Source organism: Variovorax boronicumulans (genome assembly GCF_040544675.1).
Classification (GTDB): Bacteria; Pseudomonadota; Gammaproteobacteria; order Burkholderiales; family Burkholderiaceae_C; genus Variovorax; species Variovorax boronicumulans_D.
On record NZ_JBEPKK010000001.1, the window covers coordinates 300,167 to 318,297 of the forward strand.

16 protein-coding genes and 1 tRNA gene are annotated in these 18,131 nt (G+C 65.6%); 10 read left to right on the forward strand and 7 right to left on the reverse strand.

Going from position 1 to position 18,131, the window contains the following annotated elements; translation table 11 throughout:
• Positions 1 to 3: 3 nt before the first annotated feature.
• The 5 genes from nirB to ABIC90_RS01415 all read right to left on the reverse strand — a co-directional run bounded on the left by nirB (position 4) and on the right by ABIC90_RS01415 (position 7,198).
• Entirely contained in the window at positions 4 to 2,460 is a 2,457-nt protein-coding gene (gene nirB / locus ABIC90_RS01395; RefSeq protein WP_354352246.1) for a nitrite reductase large subunit NirB, read from the reverse strand.
• 112 nt (positions 2,461 to 2,572) lie between these two features.
• Complete coding sequence (locus tag ABIC90_RS01400) at positions 2,573 to 3,403, reverse strand: ABC transporter ATP-binding protein (RefSeq protein ID WP_354352247.1); 831 nt, start codon at positions 3,401 to 3,403, stop codon at positions 2,573 to 2,575.
• On the reverse strand, positions 3,400 to 4,332 hold the full coding sequence (gene ntrB / locus ABIC90_RS01405; RefSeq protein ID WP_354352248.1) for a nitrate ABC transporter permease: 933 nt from the start codon (positions 4,330 to 4,332) through the stop codon (positions 3,400 to 3,402). The genes ABIC90_RS01400 and ntrB overlap by 4 nt, the downstream gene beginning before the upstream one ends.
• Positions 4,333 to 4,345: 13 nt before the next feature.
• Complete coding sequence (locus ABIC90_RS01410) at positions 4,346 to 5,590, reverse strand: CmpA/NrtA family ABC transporter substrate-binding protein (protein WP_354352249.1); 1,245 nt, start codon at positions 5,588 to 5,590, stop codon at positions 4,346 to 4,348.
• A gap of 330 nt (positions 5,591 to 5,920) precedes the next feature.
• Positions 5,921 to 7,198: a nitrate- and nitrite sensing domain-containing protein gene (locus ABIC90_RS01415; RefSeq protein ID WP_354352250.1), complete on the reverse strand. Its 1,278-nt coding sequence runs from the start codon at positions 7,196 to 7,198 to the stop codon at positions 5,921 to 5,923.
• Between the two features lie 114 nt (positions 7,199 to 7,312).
• Between ABIC90_RS01415 and tsaD the strand changes: the two genes are divergently transcribed.
• Positions 7,313 to 8,356, forward strand: coding sequence for a tRNA (adenosine(37)-N6)-threonylcarbamoyltransferase complex transferase subunit TsaD (gene tsaD, locus ABIC90_RS01420; RefSeq protein WP_354352251.1), 1,044 nt, complete (start codon positions 7,313 to 7,315; stop codon positions 8,354 to 8,356).
• On the opposite strand, the gene ABIC90_RS01425 is transcribed toward tsaD, so the two are convergent.
• Entirely contained in the window at positions 8,310 to 9,071 is a 762-nt protein-coding gene (locus ABIC90_RS01425; RefSeq protein WP_354352252.1) for an alpha/beta hydrolase-fold protein, read from the reverse strand. The two genes, tsaD and ABIC90_RS01425, sit on opposite strands and share 47 nt — an antisense overlap.
• Before the next feature lie 191 nt (positions 9,072 to 9,262).
• Positions 9,263 to 9,634, reverse strand: a complete 372-nt coding sequence (locus tag ABIC90_RS01430; protein WP_354352253.1) for an Hsp20/alpha crystallin family protein — start codon at positions 9,632 to 9,634, stop codon at positions 9,263 to 9,265.
• 124 nt (positions 9,635 to 9,758) lie between these two features.
• Here ABIC90_RS01430 and ABIC90_RS01435 point away from each other — a divergent pair, with 124 nt between their 5' ends.
• The 9 genes from ABIC90_RS01435 (at position 9,759) to ABIC90_RS01475 (ending at position 18,129) form a co-directional block, all read left to right on the forward strand.
• Positions 9,759 to 11,048, forward strand: a complete 1,290-nt coding sequence (locus ABIC90_RS01435; protein WP_354352254.1) for a branched-chain amino acid ABC transporter substrate-binding protein — start codon at positions 9,759 to 9,761, stop codon at positions 11,046 to 11,048.
• Between the two features lie 18 nt (positions 11,049 to 11,066).
• Positions 11,067 to 12,233, forward strand: a complete 1,167-nt coding sequence (locus ABIC90_RS01440) for a pyridoxal phosphate-dependent aminotransferase (protein WP_354352255.1) — start codon at positions 11,067 to 11,069, stop codon at positions 12,231 to 12,233.
• 159 nt (positions 12,234 to 12,392) lie between these two features.
• On the forward strand, positions 12,393 to 12,659 hold the full coding sequence (gene rpsO / locus ABIC90_RS01445; RefSeq protein WP_056579564.1) for a 30S ribosomal protein S15: 267 nt from the start codon (positions 12,393 to 12,395) through the stop codon (positions 12,657 to 12,659).
• A 206-nt stretch (positions 12,660 to 12,865) separates the two neighbouring features.
• Positions 12,866 to 15,187: a polyribonucleotide nucleotidyltransferase gene (gene pnp, locus ABIC90_RS01450; protein ID WP_354352256.1), complete on the forward strand. Its 2,322-nt coding sequence runs from the start codon at positions 12,866 to 12,868 to the stop codon at positions 15,185 to 15,187.
• Between the two features lie 94 nt (positions 15,188 to 15,281).
• Positions 15,282 to 16,280, forward strand: a complete 999-nt coding sequence (locus tag ABIC90_RS01455) for an NAD(P)H-quinone oxidoreductase (protein ID WP_354352257.1) — start codon at positions 15,282 to 15,284, stop codon at positions 16,278 to 16,280.
• Positions 16,274 to 17,059: a triose-phosphate isomerase gene (gene tpiA, locus ABIC90_RS01460; protein WP_354352258.1), complete on the forward strand. Its 786-nt coding sequence runs from the start codon at positions 16,274 to 16,276 to the stop codon at positions 17,057 to 17,059. The genes ABIC90_RS01455 and tpiA overlap by 7 nt, the downstream gene beginning before the upstream one ends.
• 37 nt (positions 17,060 to 17,096) lie before the next feature.
• On the forward strand, positions 17,097 to 17,498 hold the full coding sequence (secG, locus tag ABIC90_RS01465; protein WP_354352259.1) for a preprotein translocase subunit SecG: 402 nt from the start codon (positions 17,097 to 17,099) through the stop codon (positions 17,496 to 17,498).
• A gap of 119 nt (positions 17,499 to 17,617) precedes the next feature.
• Positions 17,618 to 17,702: transfer RNA gene (locus tag ABIC90_RS01470), tRNA-Leu, on the forward strand.
• Positions 17,703 to 17,769: 67 nt separating this feature from the next.
• Positions 17,770 to 18,129 carry an NADH-quinone oxidoreductase subunit A gene (locus ABIC90_RS01475; protein ID WP_041943881.1) on the forward strand — a complete coding sequence of 120 codons (360 nt, stop codon included), beginning with the start codon at positions 17,770 to 17,772 and terminating at the stop codon, positions 18,127 to 18,129.
• The last annotated feature ends 2 nt before the right edge of the window (positions 18,130 to 18,131 follow it).

An 18,131-nucleotide genomic window follows, 5' to 3' on the forward strand; every position in this document is an offset into this window, starting at 1 on the left:
CTTTCAAGCAGCCTGGCTGGCGTCGGCCGTGATCGACAGCGGCGCGAACTGCCGCACGTCCACCGAGGCTTCGGCCGACGCGAACCATGGATCGGGCTCGCCGTCGAGCGCGAACTGCAGCCGCTCCCACAGCGCCTTGCGTCCGTCCGCGTCGTCGAGGATCTTCTTCTTCACATAGTCCAGGCCCACGCGGCCGATGTAGTGCACCGTGCGCTCCAGGTACCAGCCTTCCTCGCGGTACAGCTGCAGGAAGGCGCCTGAAAACTCCATCACCTCGGCGGCCGTCTTCACCTTCACGAGAAACTGCGCCACCTCGGTCTTGATGCCGCCGTTTCCGCCCACATAGAGCTCCCAGCCCGAGTCCACGCCGATCACGCCCACGTCCTTGATGCCGGCCTCGGCGCAGTTGCGCGGGCATCCCGACACCGCGAGCTTGACCTTGTGCGGCGAGTACATGGCCCACAGCGCGCGCTCCAGGTCCTTGCCCATCTGCGTGCTGTCCTGCGTGCCGAAGCGGCACCACTCGCTGCCCACGCAGGTCTTCACCGTGCGCAGCGACTTGGCATACGCAAAGCCCGACGGCATGCCGATGTCCTTCCACACGCCTTCTAGGTCTTCCTTCTTCACGCCCAGCAGGTCGATGCGCTGGCCGCCGGTGACCTTGACGGTCGGGATCTTGTACTTGTCGGCCGCATCGGCAATGCGCCGCAGCTCGTCGGGCGTGGTGTGGCCGCCCCACATGCGCGGAATGACGGAGTAGGTGCCGTCCTTCTGGATGTTCGCGTGGCTGCGCTCGTTGATGAAGCGGCTCTGCGGATCGTCCTTTGCCTCTTTGGGCCAGGTGCTGATCAGGTAGTAGTTGACGGCGGGGCGGCAGGTGGCGCAGCCGTTGGGCGTGCGCCAGCCGAGGTTGCGGTAGACCTCGTCGTGCGTGAGGTAGTGCTCCTTGCGGATGGCGTCGCGCACGTCCTGGTGGCTCGCATCGGTGCATCCACACACGGCTTTTTTCTTCGGTGTGGCCGAGTAGTCGCCGCCCGCGGTGAACATCAGGATCTGCTCGACCAGCCCGGTGCACGAGCCGCAGCTGGCGCTGGCCTTGGTGTGCTTCTTCACTTCGTCGAGCGTGAACAGGCCCTTGTCCTTGATGGCCTTGCAGATGGTGCCCTTGGTCACGCCGTTGCAGCCGCAGACCTCGGCATCGTCGGGCATGCTCGCGGCCTTGCTGTGGCCTTCGTGGCCGGTGTCGCCGATGTTCGACTCGCCGAACATCAGCTTGTCGCGGATGTCGTGCACGTTGCGGCCGTCGCGCAGCAGCTTGAAGTACCAGCTGCCATCGACCGTGTCGCCGTAGAGGCAGGCGCCGACCAGCTTGTCGTCCTTGAGCACCAGCTTCTTGTAGACGCCACCGAAGGGGTCGCTCATCACGATCTCCTCTGTGCCTTCGCCGCCCATGAATTCGCCGGCAGAGAACAGGTCGATGCCTGTCACCTTGAGCTTGGTGGAGGTGAGCGAACCCAGGTAGCGGCCGATACCGAACTGCGCCAGGTGGTTGGCAGCCACCTTGGCCTGCTCGAACAGCGGCGCCACCAGGCCGTAGGCAATGCCACGGTGCGCCGCGCATTCGCCCACCGAGTAGATGCGCGCATCGGTCACGGTCTGCAGGGTGTCGGTGACCACGATGCCGCGGTTGCAGTGCAGTCGCATCTTCTCGGCCAGCTCGACGTTGGGGCGGATGCCCACGGCCATCACCACCAGGTCGGCCGCGACCTCGGTGCCGTCCTTGAAGCGGATGCTTTTCACACGGCCATCCTCGCCACCGACCATCTCCTGCGTCTGCGCGCCCATCAGGAACTTCAGGCCCCGGTCTTCCAGCGACTTCTGCAGCAGCTTGCCCGCCACGTCGTCCAGTTGGCGCTCCATGAGCCAGGGCATGACGTGCACCACGGTCACATTCATGCCGCGCAGCATCAGGCCGTTGGCCGCTTCCAGGCCCAGCAGGCCGCCGCCGATGACCACCGCGTTCTTGTGCGTGCGCGCGGTCTCGATCATGTAGTCGGTGTCGGCGATGTCGCGGTAGGCGATCACGCCCTTGAGGTCCTTGCCCAGCACGGGCAGCATGAAGGGGGTGGAGCCGGTGCACATCAGCAAGCGGTCGTAAGCTGCCTCGGTGCCGTCCTCTGCGCGCACGATGCGCTTGACGCGATCGACTTCCACCACCTTCTTGCCGGCGTGCAGGGTGATGCGGTTGTCGCTGTACCACTCCCAGCTGTTGAGCACGATCTCGTCGATCGTCTGCTCGCCCGCGAGCACCGGCGACAGCAGGATGCGGTTGTAGTTGGGGTGCGGCTCGGCGCCGAAGACGGTGATGTCGTACAGATCGGGCGCGATCTTCAGCAGCTCTTCGAGCGTGCGCACGCCGGCCATGCCGTTGCCGACCATCACGAGTTTCATTTTCTTCATGGGACGGGACCTTTTTTCCTGAATTCAAGCGAGCGAGAGCCTTCGGCACGCGCGGCATCGCGCGGCCGTCGTCGAGGGGTGGACGTGGTGACGCCGGCCAGCTGCCGCTGCGTCAGGCCGCGGTTTTCTCCACATGCGCCTGGCGCGTGTAGAGGAAGTCGATCACCGCCTTGCGCGCATGCACATAGGCCGGGTCTTCGGCCAGCTCCACGCGGTTGCGCGGCCGGGCGATGTCCACCGCCAGCACGTCGCCGATGGTGGCGGCGGGGCCGTTGGTGAGCATCACGATGCGGTCGCTCAGCAGCACGGCCTCGTCCACGTCGTGCGTGACCATGACCACGGTGCTGTGCGTCTTCTGCACGATGGCGAGCAACTCGTCTTGCAGCTTGGCGCGGGTGAGGGCATCGAGCGCACCGAAGGGCTCATCCATCAGCAGCACCTTGGGTTCCATCGACAGCGCCCGGGCGATGCCCACGCGCTGCTTCATGCCGCCGGAGATTTCGCCGGGGCGCTTCTGCGCGGCGGGCGTGAGGCCGACGAGCGCGAGCGCCGCATCGGTGCGTGCGCGCAGCTGGGCCTTGCTCTCGGTGGCCGCGAACACGCGCTCGACCGCGAGGTACACGTTCTCGAAGCAGGTCAGCCAGGGCAGCAGCGAATGGTTCTGGAACACCACGGCGCGTTCCGGACCCGGCCCCTTGATTTCGCGGTTGGCGCACAGCAGCACGCCCTGTGTCGGCGTGGTCAGCCCGGCGATCAGGTTCAGCAGCGTCGACTTGCCGCAGCCCGAGTGCCCGATGAGCGTGATGAACTCGCCCTTGGCGACGTTCAGGTCGATGTCGCGCAAGGCCAGGAAGCTGCCCTTGGCTGTTTTGAAGCGCTGCTCGACGCCGCGGATCTCGATGTACTTGGTGGACCGATCGTCCTGAGCTTGTCGAAGGGTCATGACTTCACCTCTTCGAAGGTGAAGGCGGTTGCGATCTTGATCAGCGCGAATTCGAGGACCAGGCCGACGATGCCGATCACGAAGATCGCGATGATGATGTTGGCGACGTTGAGGTTGTTCCACTCGTCCCACACCCAGAAGCCGATGCCGACGCCGCCGGTGAGCATTTCGGCCGCGACGATCACCAGCCATGCGGTGCCCACGGCCAGACGCACGCCGGTGAGCATGTAGGGCAGCACGGCGGGGAACAGTATCTTGGTGAGGATCTTCCATTCGGAAAGATTGAGCACCTTGGCCACGTTCATGTAGTCGCTGGGCACGCGCTGAACGCCCACGGCGGTGTTGATGACCATCGGCCAGATCGAGCAGATGAAGATGGTCCAGATGGCCGCCGGGTTCGCGCCCTTGAACACCAGGAGGCCGATGGGCAGCCAGGCGAGCGGCGACACCGGGCGCAGCAGGCTGATCAGCGGATTGAACATGCGCGCGAGGAACTCGAAGCGCCCGATCGCAAAGCCGGCCGGAATTCCCACCAGCGCCGCGAGCCCGAAGCCCAGCGCCACGCGCTGCAGCGACGAGAGCACGTTCCAGCCCACGCCCTGGTCGTTCGGGCCCTTGCTGTAGAACGGATCGCTGAACACGGTGAGCGCCTGCTGCCAAGTGGCGAGCGGCGTGGGAAAGCCGGTGGTGCTTTTCATGGCGACCAGTTCCCAGACCAGCAGCAGGAGGCCGAAGCCTGCGAGCGGCGGCAGCACGCGCATCCAGAAGGCGCGCAGGTCGAGCGAAGGTTTTGGCTCCCTCTCCCCTGTGGGGAGAGGGTTGGGGTGAGGGGCAGCCTCGATACGGGGCACACCCTCGCCCCGGCCCTCTCCCGCACGCGGGAGAGGGAGCGAGGCATCCAGGGGCGAATGAAATACAGCGCTGACCATGGTGCGTTTCTCCTCAGACATGCAGCTTGAACGACTCGGCGTACTTCTTCGGGTCCTTGCCGTCCCACACGGCGCCGTCGAAGAGCTTGCTGGTGCGCATCACCTCCTTGGGCACGGGCGTCTGCGTGGCGGCGGCGGCCTGCTTGTAGATGTCGATGCGGTTGATCTCGGTGGCCACCTTCAGGTAGTCGGGGTGTTCCTTCAGCAGGCCCCAACGCTTGTGCTGCGTGAGGAACCACATGCCGTCCGAGAGATACGGGAAGTTCACCGCGCCGGCGTTGTAGAACTTCATGTGGTTGGGGTCGTCCCAGCTCTTGCCCAGGCCGTTGGTGTAGCGGCCCAGGATGCGCTGGTTGATCGCGTCCACGCTGGTGTTGACGTAGCTCTTGTCGGCGATGGTCTCGGCCATCTTGTTCTTGTTCTGCAGGCCGGTATCGATCCACTTGCTGGCTTCGAGGATCGCGGCGGTCACGGCGCGCGCGGTGTTGGGGTACTTCTTCGTGAACTCGGCGGTGCAGCCGAGCACCTTCTCGGGGTGGTCCTTCCAGATGTCCTGCGTGGTGATGGCCGTGATGCCGATGCCGTCCATGATCGCGCGCTGGCCCCAGGGCTCGCCCACGCAGTAGCCGTCCATGTTGCCCACGCGCATGTTGGCCACCATCTGCGGCGGCGGCACGGTGATGTTCTTCACGTCCTTGAACGGGTCGATGCCGGCCGAGGCGAGCCAGTAGTAGAGCCACATGGCGTGCGTGCCGGTGGGGAAGGTCTGCGCGAAGGTGTATTCGCGCTTCTCGGTGGCGATGAGCTTGGCGAGCGAGGCGGCATCGACCGCGCCCTTGTCGGCCAGCTTCTTGGAGAGCGTGATGGCCTGGCCGTTGTTGTTCAGGGTCATGAGCACGGCCATGTCCTTCTTCGGGCCGCTCAGGCCCAGGTGCATGCCGTAGACCAGGCCGTAGAGCGCGTGCGCCATGTCGATGTCGCCGTTGGAGAGCTTGTCGCGCACGCCGGCCCAGCTGGCTTCCTTGCTGGGGACGATCTTCACGCCGTATTTCTTGTCGATGCCCAGCACCGAGGCCATCACCACGCTGGCGCAGTCGGTCAGCGGGATGAAGCCGATCTTCACTTCTTCCTTTTCGGGCTTGTCGGAGCCCTGGGCCCAGACGGCGGCGCGCAGCGCGGGGTCGATGCCCACGGCGCCGATGGCGGCGGCTTGCAATACGCGGCGGCGGCTGAGGCGGGTTTTCAGCAGGTCGGTCATGAGGGCGGGCTCCGGTTGAAGAACAAAAAACAGAAAGCGAAAAACAAAAAAGGCGTCCCGACCACGCAGGGGCTGCTCGCGAACGAGCCCTTGCGGGATGGGGACGCCTTTGTCCGGTTCGGTGGGAAGCACCCGCCGTTGGGTGCCGCCTGCCTAGAAGACCTGTGGGGTCTTATGCATTCACCCATGCAAGCCGTGTGCCAGTGCCTGGAGACTTCCGCGCGCTATCGAAAAAGTAGCTGCAGTGCGTTGTGGATGAAGGCTTTAGCACGCGTAGCCACGGCGAACAGCCGAGGCCCGTTTTTGTGCGATGCACCAACTTGAACGCTTTCAGCGCAGCGGGCGTGCGTCCGGCAGGGGCAGGTAGTCGGCCATGGCCAGCATCGACTCGGCCACGTCGACCAGCCGGCGCTTCTGGTTCATGGCGGTCTGGCGCAGCATCTTGTGGGCCTCGTCTTCGCTCAGGCGCCGGTGCGCCATGAGCAGGCCCTTGGCGCGCTCGACCACCTTGCGCTCGTTGAGCGAGGCACGCACCGTCTGCAGTTCGTCGCTCATGGCCTGCAGGCGCTGCGACTGTTCCTGCACCATGTCGAGCACCGAGCGTTCGAGGTTGCGGCCGTAGGGTGCGGGGGCGACGGCCTCGGTGCCGGCGTCGTCGAAGAACAGGGCACCGCCGGACTGCGGCGCAAGCGTGACCAGCAGTTGCCGGTAGGCCTCCAGGTCGGTGCGCGCCTGGGCGGTCTTGCGGTCGCACAGGGCGCGCAGGTCCGCGGCCAGGCGATCTTCGACCCTGCGCATGGCGTCGATGCGGCGGGTGCAGCAGTCAAACCAGTTCTGGCTCAGCTGGCTGTGCGGCGCCTCGTGCGCCGCGGCCGGCGCGGTGCCCACGCGGCGCAGGCGCTCCAGCTCGGCCATGGTGGCGTCGTCCTCGCTCTCGCGCCAGAGCGCCAGCACTTCGTTGCTGGAGAAATCGGTGAAGACGTGAAAGCAGCGCTCCTGCGATTCGATCAGGTGCAGCCACTGCACGCGCTGCGCCTCGTTGCCGCGGCCCAGCGCCAGCGTGGCGGCGCCGAAGGCACGCTCCTGGCCCGCGAACTCCTTGCCCTGCATGAAGTTGAACATCGCGACCAGGAGGCGCGAGATCTCGGGGTCGGTGGCGCCGTCGGCCGCCTCGAACACCACCGCGAGCAGGCCGGCGATGAGCTTGGCGAAGGCGGCGGTGGATTGCGCCGGCGCGAGCTCGAGCGCGCCCACACGCTGGCGCAGGACGGGCAGGGCGTCCAGCCCCGGCAGCACCCAGGCGATGCGGCTGAAAAGACGCGCGCTGTTGCCCGCGCTGGCCCGCTGGCGGGCCTCGGTCTCCAACTGGTCGAAGCTTGCGCGCACCTCCTGCTCCAGCGCCAGGCATTCGGCGATTTGCGGATCGCGCTGCTCGGCAAAGCGAACGCCGCGCGAAGCGAGGAACACGTTGGACATGCCCCGCTCGCGCTGCAGCGCATGCACCAGGCGGCCAATCGCGCTGACCAGCGCGCTGGTGCGGGCAAGCTGGTCGAGTTCGTCGATTTCGCACTGGCGCGCGGCGATCAGAAAATGCAGGCCGGATTTCATGGGGGGTAGGGTGAGGGACGCACACGGTCGCTGCAACATCCGTGCCTCGGGCTGCCCGCGCCCGCGCTTTCCCCTTCGGGGGCGCCCTTTGCAGGCCCCACCTACACTCGCCGGATGCTCTTGTTGGGAATCGAATCATCCTGCGACGAGACCGGCGTGGCGCTGGTCGAGTCGCATGGCAACGCGCTGCCGGTGCTGCTTTCGCACGCGCTGCACAGCCAGATCGCCATGCACCAGGCCTACGGCGGCGTGGTGCCCGAACTGGCCAGCCGCGACCATATTCGCCGCGTGCTGCCGCTGACCGAAGCCGTCATGGCCGAGGCGGGCCGCGCGCTGAACGAGATCGACGTGGTGGCCTACACGCGAGGCCCGGGCCTGGCTGGCGCGCTGCTGGTGGGGGCGGGCGTGGCCTGTGCGCTGGGCGTGGCGCTGGGCAAGCCGGTGCTGGGGGTGCATCACCTCGAAGGGCATCTGCTGTCGCCGTTCCTGAGTGCCGATCCGCCTGAATTTCCGTTCGTCGCGCTGCTGGTGTCGGGCGGCCACACCCAGCTGATGCGGGTCGACGGCGTGGGCCGCTACGAACTGCTCGGCGAAACCATCGACGACGCGGCCGGCGAGGCCTTCGACAAGAGCGCCAAGCTCATGGGCCTGCCGTACCCGGGCGGCCCCTGGCTCGCCAAGCTGGCCGAAGGCGGCAGCCCCACCGCGTTCAAGCTGCCGCGGCCACTGCTGCACAGCGGCGATCTCGATTTTTCTTTTGCCGGCCTCAAGACTGCGGTGCTAACGCAGGCCAAGAAGCTGGGCGACCAACTGGAGGCGAACAAGGCCGATCTGGCGGCGTCCACGCAGGCGGCCATCGTCGAGGTGCTGTTGAAGAAGTCGCTCGCCGCGCTCGACCAGACCGGGCTCAAGCGCCTGGTGGTGGCCGGCGGCGTGGGGGCCAACAAGAACCTGCGCGAACAGCTGAATGCGGCCTGTGCCAGGCGCAAGGTGCGCGTGCACTACCCCGAGCTGCACCTGTGCACCGACAACGGCGCCATGATCGCCATGGCCGCGGCCATGCGCCTGCAGTCAGGCCTTTCGCAGGCCAGCGCGCGCTATGCCTTCGACGTCAAGCCGCGATGGCCCATGGCTTCGCTGATGACCGAGGCTGGCTGAACTCTCCTACCGGAAACCGCGTGACCGGTTGCAGCGGGCGCCCCAGTTTCGGCAGCGGCAGCACATCGAGCACGTTGCGCCAGAGCTGGCGCCATTCGGGCCAGTCGTGCCCGCCCTCGGTCGTGAAGACGCGCTCCGGCGGCAGGGCGTCGGCCAGCAACTGGTGGTTGCCCGCGAAGCGGTCGCCCAGGCCGAAACCCAGGTAGAGCGGCGGCAGGGACCTGGAAGGTTCGGCCTGCAGGTACTGCTGGAAGAAGGGCCAGAGCTGGCGATCGGGTTCCTCGTCGGGCTGCGGCCCGGTGGGGGCATGCCAGGCGCGCAGGCCGCCGGCCTTGCGGATCTCCGCTCCCAGCACGCGGCGCCCCAAGTAGGGCGCAAGCGCCACGATGCCGTCCACCGACCCCGGCCGTGCGAGCTCGTGGATCAGCGCGCCGAAGCCGCCGATCGAAATGCCCACGAGCCAGATCGAGGTGTAGCCCTTGGCACGCTGGGGCGCGATGACGTCCGCGTGCAGGCGGTCGCTGAGCGTCTGGTCGTAGTAGTAGGAGACATCGGCGTCCACCAGCATGGCGTCGGCGGCGAAGTGCCGCTCTCGCACAGCGCTGATGAAGCCCTGCTGCTCGAATTCTTCGGGTTTGAGGTACGCGCCGGGCAGAAATACCAGGAGCGTTTGGGACTGGATGTTGTCGTTGGCCGACTGCAGGTGGGTTTTCATGGTGCCTTGAGGGGCACCCGGACGCGCACCGGCACGAGTTTCGGTGCGCTTGCGAGACGCCCACGAAGAAGAAAGTTCTAAGTTAACGCCACGTCATGTGATGTTAACTCGGGGCTATTGTGAATAAGTTGCTTGTTTAAAGTCAAAAACAAGCAAGTACTGACATTTTCCTCTTGTGGGCATCCGCGAGATCAGTCGATCTGCAGCTGCGTAGCCTGGCTCACCGGGGCCAGCTTGCCGAGCTTGAGCGTGAGCACGCCGTTCTCCAGCTTCGCGGTGCTGGCTGCCACGTCGATGTCCTGCGGCAGCTCGTAGGCGGCCTTGACCTGGCGCTTGGCTTCGGCCTTGCTGTCGATGCGAACCACGGCGCCTTCGATCCCGATGACGAGGTCTTCGCGCGAGAGGCCGGGCACGTCCAGCGAAAGGGTCCAGCTGGTGTCGTCCTGCTCCACCAGCGGCGAGCGGCGGGGTGCGGCGAAGGCCTCGTTCACGAAGCGTTCGAAGGCGCGATCCTGCGAGCGGGGAACGAAGCGGGTGGTGCGGATGGTGGGTGCGAAAAACATGATGAAGAGCTCCTGAATGAACACAATGGGGACAAGGAATGTGTGTCCCTTACACTGCGCGGCCATTCAATCCTGAGTGCCGCTTGACACCTCATCTAGGCGCAGCCGCACGCGTTTCAAGACGATGACTCCCACCTTTATTTGGCGCCGCCACGCCTTGAAATTCGCGGCGTTGGCGCTATGCGCGAGCCCTCTGGCCGGGCTTGCACAAACCCCGGCCGCGCCGCCCGCGCCCATTCGACTGGCCTTGATCGAGAGCATGAGCGGGCCGTTTGCCAACACGGGCGAGGCGGTGTTCCGCAACCTGCTGTGGGCGGTGGAGCGCGTGAACGCACGCGGCGGCGTGAAGCTGCCGGGCGGTGCGCGCCCGTTGCAGCTGGACCGCTACGACAGCAAGGGCCAGAACGAAGAGGCGCTCTCCGCATTCCGCGCGGCCATGGACGACGGCGCGCGCATCGTGCTGCAGGGCAACTCGTCGGCCACCGCGGCGGCGCTGGTCGATGCCATCGACAAGAACAACGAGCGCGACCCCGCGCGGCGCGTGATCTTTTTGAACTACGCTGCTGTCGACCCGGCGCTCACCAACGAGCGCTGCAGCTTCTGGCACTTCCGCTTCGACGCACACGCCGACATGCGCGTGGCCGCGCTGATGGACGTGGTGAAGGACGATGCCGCGCTCAAGCGCGCCTACCTGATCGGGCAGGACTACAGCTTCGGCCAGGCGGTGCTGCGCGAGTCGCGCCGGCAACTCGGCGTGCAGCGGCCCGACGTGGAAATCGTCGGCGACGAACTGCATCCGATGGGCAAGGTGAAGGACTTCGCACCCTACGCCACCAAGATCCTCGCGAGCGGCGCGCAGGCGGTGTTCACCGGCAACTGGGGCAACGACCTCACGCTGCTGGTGAAGGCGGCGCGCGAAGCAGGGTTCAACGGCACTTTCTATAGCTTCTACGGCAATGCGCTCGGCGCGCCCGCGGCCATCGGCGATGCGGGCATCGGCCGCGTGGTGGCAGTTGCGGACTGGCTGCCCAATGTGCAGACCGCGCAGTCGGAGGCTTTCTATCGCGCGTTCCGTGCGCGCTTTCCAAAGCCGGCGGACGACTATGTGCACATGCGGATGCAGTTGCTGGTCGAGTCGCTGGCGCAGGCCGTCGAACGCGCGGGCAGTGTGGATGCCGTGGCGCTGGCGCGTGCGTTGGAGCAGGCCGACGTGAGCCTCTACGGGCAGCGCGGCCGAATGCGCGCGGCGGACCACCAGTTTCAGCAGCAACTGGTGGTCGGCGTGATGGACAGGCAGGGCAAGCCCGGCGTGCAGTTCGATGTCGAGGGCTCGGGCTACGGCTTCCGCGTGATCAAGACCATTGCCCCCGAGCGCGCCGAACTGCCGACCTCGTGCAAGATGAAACGACCATGACGAACAGGACCCCCGCCGATGCGTGAAGCCATCCACAACCTCGAAGCCTCCAAGATCCGCGAAGTGGCCAATGCAGGCCTCGGCCGCGACGACGTGCTCGCCTTCTGGTTCGGCGAGAGCGACGAGGTCACGCCCGAGGTGATCCGCCAGGCGGCCATCGATTCGCTGCAGCGCGGCGAGACCTTCTATGCGCACAACCTCGGCCTGCCCGAGTTGCGCGAAGCCATTGCGCGCTACACCAGCGCGCTGCATCCGGCGGTCGATGCCTCGCGCATCGCCGTCACCTCGGGCGGCGTGAGCGCGCTGATGCTGGCGGTCCAGGCGCTGGTCGAGGCGGGCGACGACGTGGTTGCGGTGACGCCGGTGTGGCCCAACCTCACGGCGCAGCCGGCGATCATGGGCGCGCATGTGCGCACCGTGCCGCTGGTGCCTGTCGAAGGAGAGTGGACGCTCGATCTGCCTGCGCTGCGGTCGGCCGTCACGCCGAAGACGAAGCTGCTGATCGTCAACGCGCCCAACAACCCGACGGGCTGGACGATGTCGCGCGACGAGCAGCAAGCCGTGCTCGATCATTGCCGTCAGACTGGCACCTGGATCCTGGCCGACGAGGTGTACGAGCGGCTGTATTTCGAGCCCACGCCGAACGGCTGCGCGCCAAGTTTTCTCGACATCTCGAAGCCCGATGACCGGTTGGTCGTGACGCACAGCTTTTCGAAGAGCTTCCTCATGACCGGATGGCGCCTCGGCTGGCTGGTGCTGCCGCCTTCGATGGTGGACGGCATCGGCAAGCTGATCGAGTTCAACACTTCGTGCGCGAGCGTGTTCACGCAGCGCGCCGCCATCGCGGCGATCGAGCACACGGCAGACATCACGCCGCGCGTGGTGGCGCACCTGAAGCTGTGCCGCGACACGCTGGTGCCGCTGCTGGCCCAGGTGCCCGGCGTGCAGGTGGCGCCGGCCAAGGGCGGCATGTATGCCTTCTTCCGGCTGGACGGCTTCGGCGATTCGCTCGAGGTGGCCAAGCGGCTGGTGGTCGAGGCGGGGCTGGGGCTCGCGCCGGGCAATGCTTTCGCCCCCGAGGCGCAGGGCTGGCTGCGCTGGTGCTTTGCGTCCAAGGACCCGCAGCGGCTGGTGGCGGGCGTGGAGCGGCTGCGCCGCTGGCTGGCGGAGCAGCAGCCCCGCTGAAACGAGGTGTGGTGACGCCCGAAAAGGGTTTCGGCAGGGGTCAAAGCCCGTCCAAAGTCGCCGGGCTATAATCCCGAGGCTTTGCATGCCGCAAGGCGCACGGTGAGGGCAGTTCCAGCGCTCACCGCAAGTCAAACATCCCGGAACAAGGAAATCATCATGATCGCAGCCTCCATCAAGGCCGAAGTCGTCAAGGACAACGCCCGCGCCGCCAACGACACCGGCAGCCCCGAAGTGCAAGTCGCACTGCTGACCGCCCGTATCAACGAGCTCACCCCCCACTTCAAGACGCACGCCAAGGACCACCACGGCCGTCGCGGCCTGCTGCGCATGGTGAGCCGCCGCCGCAAGCTCCTAGACTACCTCAAGTCCAAGGATGCTGAACGTTACACCGCGCTGATCGCCAAGCTGGGTCTGCGCAAGTAAACCGAATCGCATGAAAAAACGCCTGGGTTAGTCCGCTAGCTCAGGCGTTTTTTACTTCGCGATCCACTTTCGGAGTGCCAAAACAGAGCGAAGCTGTGTCATTCCAATGAAGTTCGCCCCGAGCTTCGCTGGAATGGCATCGTGTTCTGAGACAGCCTCCGCCCCTTGCGAACCCTGTGCGGTTCGCTACTAAAACAGGAGCAAACATGAGCCTCTTCAACAAAGTCACCAAGTCCTTCCAGTGGGGCGACAAGACTGTCGTCATGGAAACGGGCGAAGTCGCCCGTCAAGCCAATGGCGCCGTGCTGGTCGACATCGACGGCACCGTGATCCTGGCGACCGTGGTCGCTTCCAAGTCCGCCAAGCCGGGCCAGGACTTCTTCCCGCTGACCGTCGACTACATCGAGAAGACCTACGCCGCGGGCAAGATCCCCGGCAGCTTCTTCAAGCGCGAAGCCAAGCCCAGCGAACACGAAACGCTGACCAGCCGCCTGATCGACCGTCCGATCCGCCCGCTGTTCCCCGAAGGCTTCCTGAACGAAGTGCACGTGGTCATCCACACCGTATCGCTCAACCCTGAAGTCGACGCCGACATCGCCGCCATGATCGGCGTGAGCGCCGCCCTGTCGATCTCCGGCATTCCGTTCAGCGGCCCGATCGGTGCCGCCCGCGTGGGCTACATCAACGGCCAGTACGTGCTGAATCCGGGCCAGACGGCTCGCAAGGATTCGCAGATGGACCTCGTCGTCGCCGGCACGCAAGCCGCCGTGCTGATGGTCGAGTCCGAAGCCCAGCAATTGAGCGAAGAAATCATGCTCGGCGGCGTGGTGTTCGGCCACGAACAGGCAGGTATCGCGATCAACGCGATCCATGAGCTCGTGCGCGACGCCGGCAAGCCGGTGTGGGACTGGCAAGCGCCCGCCGAAGACGAAGCCTTCGTCGCCAAGGTCAAGGGCCTGGCCGAAGAAAAGCTGCGCGCCGTGTACCAGATTCGCAGCAAGCAAGCCCGCACCCAGGCCCTGCGCGAAGCCAACGCCAGCGTCATGAGCGCGCTGAAGGAAAGCGGCGAGCCCTTCGATGCGGGCAAGGTCAACGACCTGCTGTTCTCCATCGAATCGAAGATCGTGCGCAGCCAGATCCTGTCGGGCGAACCCCGCATCGACGGCCGCGACACGCGCACCGTGCGCCCCATCGAGATCCGCAATTCCGTGCTGCCGCGCACCCACGGTTCGGCCCTGTTCACACGCGGTGAAACCCAGGCGCTGGTCATCACCACGCTGGGCACCGAACGCGACGCACAGCGCATCGACGCGCTGGCCGGCGAGTACGAAGACCGCTTCCTGTTCCACTACAACATGCCTCCCTTTGCCACCGGCGAAGTGGGCCGCATGGGCTCGACCAAGCGCCGCGAAATCGGCCACGGCCGCCTGGCCAAGCGCGCGCTCGTCGCCGTGCTGCCGACCAAGGAAGAATTCCCGTACACCGTGCGCGTGGTCTCGGAAATCACCGAGTCGAACGGCTCTTCGTCGATGGCTTCGGTCTGCGGCGGCTGCCTGTCGATGATGGACGCCGGCGTGCCGATGAAGGCCCACGTGGCCGGCATCGCCATGGGCCTGATCAAGGAAGACAACCGCTTCGCGGTGCTGACCGACATCCTGGGCGACGAAGATCACCTGGGCGACATGGACTTCAAGGTTGCGGGTACCACCAGCGGCATCACCGCGCTGCAGATGGACATCAAGATCCAGGGCATCACCAAGGAAATCATGCAGGTCGCACTGGCACAGGCCAAGGAAGCGCGCATGCACATCCTGGGCAGGATGCAGGAAGCCATGGGCGAGGCCAAGGCCGAGGTGTCGAACTTCGCGCCGCGCCTGACCACGATGCGCATCAACCCCGAGAAAATCCGCGACGTGATCGGCAAGGGCGGCGCTGTCATCCGCGGTCTGCAGGAAGAAACCGGCACGACGATCAACATCTCCGATGAAGATCCGGGCCTCATCACCATCGCGTCCACCGATCCTGAAAAGGCCGAGATGGCCCGGAAGCGCATCGAGCAGATCACGGCCGAAGTCGAAATCGGCAAGGTCTACGAAGGCCCGGTCACCAAGATCCTGGACTTCGGCGCGCTCATCAACCTGCTGCCCGGCAAGGACGGCCTGCTGCACATCAGCCAGATCGCGCACGAACGCGTCGAGAAGGTGACCGACTATCTGAGCGAAGGCCAGATCGTGAAGGTCAAGGTTCTCGAGACGGACGAAAAGGGCCGCGTCAAGCTGTCCATGAAGGCCCTGACCGAGCGTCCGGCCGGCATGGAATACAGCGAGCGCCCGCCGCGTGAAGACCGCGGCGATCGCGGTGACCGTGGCGGCGAACGCCGTGAGCGTTCGGACCGTGGCGATCGCGGCGGCGATCGTGGCGAGCGCGCACCGCGCTTCAACGACCAACAGCAACAGCCGCGCAACGACCAGCAGCAGGCTCCGGCCGGCGAGCAACAGTCGCAGGCACCGCGCGAGCCTCAGGAGTAAGAAGGGCGCGACGGCGGCAAACCTGCCGTCGCTATCTTTTGAATTTTGAACAGCTAGCTGCGCCCCATCTGCGGGCGTTGGAGGCCGAAAGACCATGAAAGCCATTGAAATCACTTCGTACGGCGCCCCTGAGGTGCTGCGCGTGGCCGATCGTCCCGATCCGGTGGCGGGCGTGGGCGAGTTGCTGATTCGCGTTGCGGCCAGCGGGGTCAACCGCCCCGACGTGCTGCAGCGGATGGGCCACTACCCGGTGCCGCCGGGCGCATCCGACCTGCCGGGCCTCGAGGTGGCCGGCGAGATCGTCTCGGGCGACGCTGCGGCGCTGGCCGAGGTGGGCCTCAAGGTCGGTGATCGCGTCTGCGCGCTGGTCGCCGGTGGCGGCTATGCCGAGCTGTGCGTGGCGCCCGTGGCGCAGTGCTTGCCGGTGCCCAAGGGCTGGAACGATGTCGATGCGGCATCGCTGCCCGAGACCTTCTTCACCGTCTGGAGCAATGTGTTCGAGCGCGGCCGCCTGCAAAAGGGCGAGACGCTGCTGATCCAGGGCGGCTCGAGCGGCATCGGCGTCACCGCGATCCAGATCGCCAAGGCGCTGGGCGCGACGGTGATCGTCACGGCCGGCAGCGAGGACAAGTGCGAAGCCTGCATGAAGCTGGGGGCCGACCATGCCATCAACTACCGCACGAGCGACTTCGTCGAAGAGGCGAAGAAGCTCACCGGCGGCAAGGGCGTGGACGTGATCCTCGACATGGTGGCGGGCGAATACGTGGCGCGCGAGATCGAGTGCCTGGCCGAAGACGGCCGGCTCGTGATCATTGCGGTGCAGGGCGGCGTGAAGGCCCAGATCAATGCGGGCCTCGTGCTGCGCAGGCGCCTCACGATCACCGGCTCCACGCTGCGGCCCCGGCCGGTGGCGTTCAAGGGCGCAATCGCCAAGGCCTTGCGCGAGAAGGTGTGGCCGCTGCTGGAAAGCGGCGCGATCAAGCCCGTGATCCACAGCACTTTTGCGGCGGTGGGTGAACCCAGTGGCGCGGCCCAGGCTCACACGCTGATGGAATCGAACCAGCACATCGGCAAGATCGTGCTGACATGGTGACAACGAGCAACGCGATGACGACCAAGAAAAAACTGATCGCCGGCAACTGGAAGATGAATGGCGGCCTGACCGCCAACGAGGCGCTGGTGAAGGCCTTGCAGCAAGGCCTGGCGGCGAGCCCGGCGGGCTGCGATGTCGTGCTGTGTGCGCCTGCGCCGTACTTTGCCCAGCTGCAATCGCTGCTTGCGGGATCGACGTCGCTGGCACTGGGGGCGCAGGATATTTCGGCGCACCCGCAAGGAGCGTTCACCGGCGAGCAATCGGCGGCGATGCTGAAGGATTTCGGTGTGCGCTACGCGATCGTTGGGCACTCCGAGCGTCGCCAGTACCACGGCGAAACCGACGAGATCGTGGCTGCAAAGGCGGCTTGCGCACTGGCGAACGGCATCACGCCGATCGTCTGTGTCGGCGAGACCCTGGCAGAGCGCGAAGCAGGGCAGACCGAAGAGGTCGTCAAGCGCCAGTTGGCCGCAGTGATCCATGTGAACGGCCATTGCATCAGCGAGATCGTCGTGGCCTACGAGCCCGTCTGGGCCATCGGTACCGGCAAGACGGCGTCGCCCGAGCAGGCGCAGGCGGTTCATGCCTTGCTGCGCGCGCAGTTGCATCACGCGGCGAGCGAGCATTCGGCCGGCATCCGCATTCTTTATGGCGGCAGCATGAACGCGGCCAATGCCGCCGAACTGCTGGCGCAGGCCGACATCGACGGCGGCCTCATCGGCGGCGCGTCGCTCAAGGCGCCCGACTTTCTGCAGATCATTTCTGCCGCTGCGCGCTGAACGCGCAACGGCTGTTGTCAATTAGGAGTAAGAACGAATGAACGTGGTCCTCAACCTTCTGGTCGGTGTGCAAATGCTGGCAGCCCTTGTGATGATCGGCCTGATCCTGATCCAGCACGGCAAAGGCGCCGACATGGGCGCAGCCTTCGGCAGCGGCAGCGCCGGCAGCCTCTTCGGCGCCAGCGGCAGCGCGAACTTTCTCTCGCGCACCACGGCCGTGCTGGCTGCAGTGTTCTTTGCATGCACGCTGCTGCTCGCGTATTTCAGCCATGCGCGTCCTGGCGGCGGCAGCAGCCTCATCGAGCGTGCGGCCGTGGGCGCACCGGCTGCGCCGGCATCTGGCGCGGCAGGCGAAATCCCTGGCGCGGGCGCTCCGAGCGCACCGGCATCGGCACCTGCCGCACCGGTTTCGGGCGCGGGTCAGATCCCAAGCAAGTAATCAAGTCGTTTTCATGCAGTCCTCGCCAAGAAACGACTGCATTTCAGGGTAAACTCTAAAGCTGTTCAGAAAGCCAAATGCCTTAACCGGTACCTCATGCCATCTGAGCAGCAAAAACCGCGGTCGTGGTGAAATTGGTAGACACGCTATCTTGAGGGGGTAGTGGCGAAAGCTGTGCGAGTTCGAGTCTCGCCGACCGCACCAAATCTCATCGGCAGAAAACCTCATCCAGGGGTTCTTCTTGCCGGTGGCAAGCGGTGAAAAATTCTCGATGAACCTCGATTCCTACCTTCCGGTCCTTTTGTTCATTTTGGTCGGAGTCGGCGTAGGCGTCGCCCCTCAGGTCATCGGATACATCCTCGGCCCCAATCGGCCCGACGCCGCGAAGAACGCGCCCTACGAGTGCGGCTTCGAAGCCTTCGAGGATGCGCGCATGAAGTTCGATGTGCGCTACTACCTCGTCGCCATTCTCTTCATCCTGTTCGATCTCGAGATTGCCTTTCTCTTTCCGTGGGCCATTGCGCTCAAGGAAATCGGCGCCGTCGGCTTCTGGGCCATGATGATCTTTCTCGCCATCCTCGTCGTAGGTTTCATCTACGAGTGGAAAAAAGGCGCGCTCGACTGGGAATGACA